Below are 2,652 nucleotides of genomic sequence, written 5' to 3'. Positions count from 1 at the left end.
AGGTGACTACTCGTTATCATAATGTCACAATGCAATTTACATTACAAGGTGGGGCTAATGGTCATGGGGATGAGACTTACGCATCAGGTTATGCTAGGTTAAAACAGCAGGAACCAATGGGAGGACCCCCAGTTGTTGAATTTTTTATAAGAGAATGTAAGACTCTAGATGAGAGTGATTTTTCAAGCCATATTGTGGTGAATTCATCTGCAAGAACAGTTGTTGATTTGTATGTTAGAGTGAAAACATCATACCAAACTTATTTTGTAAGTCCAACTTTTATATCAGGTAATAAGGATCCTATTTTTCATGAAAAAGCAGGTTTTATAACATCACTACCTTCAGGCAGTAAGATAGCACAAAGGGTTTTGACTGCACATGACACATCTAATGTCAATGGAACACCGTCATCACAGATAACATCAAGGTTGTCATCAGCTGAGACATCAATTAGTCAAACAGCACATGATTTAACCTTAAAGGCATCACAGACATCTGTTGACAGTTTAACAAGCAGAATGAGCACAGCTGAATCATCAATTAGTCTGCAAGGCACACAAATAGGTTTGAAAGTTGATAAAGATGGTGTTGTAGCCGCGATAAACTTACAACCAGGTATTGTAAGAATTGATGCAAGATTGATTGATGTAGGTGATTTTACAAACTTGATTGACAATGGAACATTTGAGGATGATCCTACTGGATCAACACCAACAGGTTGGGGATCAGGTATAGTTGAACATATACTAAATTTCCAACAAGGAAATGGCTCAGCCAGAGCAATGAAACTGAATGCTAGGAATGGTAGTAATGCAGATGCATATCAGCAAAGATTAATCCAGGTAAAAGAGGGCGACGAGTTTTACATGGAGGGTAATTTTAGGTTCCTAAACTCAGCCGGTACAATGAGAATGAGAATTGGGTGGCGGGAATATGACCATAAGAAAAGCCCATTAAGTAAATGGATTTCTGTAGCTTCATGGGATGGTGCAAATCAAACTTTTAGGGATATTTCAGGAAGTGTCAAAATACCTGCTGGTGTAGGTTTTATCCAACCATGGGTGTCTTTTCAAAATAATGGTGAAACAACAAATGCTTTATATATCGATAACCTTGTATTAAGAAGAAAAAGTAATGTTGATATGATTGTTAATGGAGCAATAACTGCAAATAAGATGGCGGTGAATAGTATTACTGCGGCAAATGGTGCCCTAGCAAATGCTTCAATAGTTAGATTGAATTTGCAAGATGGTATTGTTGGAACATTGCAAATAGATAACTTAGCTGTAACTACCGCAAAGTTAGCCAACTTAGCTGTTGATACAGGAAAGATTGCAAATCTAGCTGTAACTGATGCAAAGATAGCAAGTATAAAAGCTGATAAAATAGATGCAGGTACAATCACAGGATCATTATTACAAACTGCAACATCAGGTAAGAGAGTAAGAATCCAAATGGATGATTATGCCGCATATGATGGTAGTACACAAAAGATGTCAATGGGATTCAGAACATTATCAAGTGGAAACACTGATGCACCTAGATTTGCAATGGGTGTTTATGGGATGGATAATTCAACCACATCTGCTGCAGGTAATTACTTTGTAATGACACATTATCCTGCAAACAATAATCCTCAGGGTAACTTAGATGAATCATATATTGATATGGCATATAGAGCGGCTACGTTGACTGACTATAGTAATATTAAGATGTATGACAAAGGTGATATAAGAATTGCAGCGATTAGAGACACTTATATTACCACGAACTATGTCAATGGGGCGTATGCAGGGGAAGCTGAGAGAACAATTGCTAGATTTATTGCATCACCATCGGCATACTTCAATAGTAGCATGGAAATAGGAGCTGTCATCAATCAGACGAATGCAAATGGTTTAATATTGGGTGATGACACTACACAACCATATACACGAGTAAGGGTTCAAACAGATAGTTCAGGTAACCAATTCTTTAGACCATTAACAAATAGTGGATCAATAGAATTAGGCAGTTCAGGTTTTCCGTGGGAGAAAGTATTTGCGGTAAATGGAACAATTCAATCAAGTACAATTACAAAGAAATCAGATATTACACCTGTCAAGATAAATAGGGAATCAATTTTAGATAGTATTGAGGATGCAAATACTTTAGAAGATAATGATATGCCTACACATTTGGTAACAGATTTCATCCATGGGGTCAACCTTTATTCATTCGCCTATAAAAAAGGTGAGGAGTATTGGGATCCATCAATTCAAGATGTTAGATCAAGGGTTGTTTCAAGGACTAAAAATGAAGCTCTAGCTGAACGTGATAATTCAGCTGTGCAAATTGGTATTATTGCTGAGGAGGTTGTCTCTCATCCAATATCAAAATATATATTAAGTGGATATTTAGATGATAATACTCTTGGTGTGCAGGTTGTCCCATTATTGGGTGCAACAATTATTACAATTCAGGATCATTACAAAACATTGTTAACACAGAATGAGGATATCAACTGGTTAAAGTTAGAGAATCAATATTTAAAACAAAAAATAGCAAATTTAGAGGCACGCTTTAATGCGGCTTGAGAGGGGAAAATAAAATGCAAATTCAGATTAAAAATTCATATCTTGGGGAATCAATTAACTTTTTGTATAACCTATC

1 protein-coding gene is annotated in these 2,652 nt (G+C 36.3%); it reads left to right on the top strand.

All coding sequences use genetic code 11. The features are described from left to right. Positions 1 to 2,576, top strand: a 2,576-nt coding sequence (locus VR863_RS14870) for a hypothetical protein (protein ID WP_324829303.1), incomplete at its 5' end; no start/stop codon positions are given. Positions 2,577 to 2,652: the final 76 nt, after the last annotated feature.

Source organism: Qipengyuania zhejiangensis (genome assembly GCF_035607565.1).
GTDB classification, from domain to species: domain Bacteria; phylum Pseudomonadota; class Alphaproteobacteria; order Sphingomonadales; family Sphingomonadaceae; genus Qipengyuania; species Qipengyuania zhejiangensis.
The sequence above is the reverse complement of the archived record's forward strand: the minus strand, read 5'-3'. Positions and strand labels throughout refer to the sequence as shown.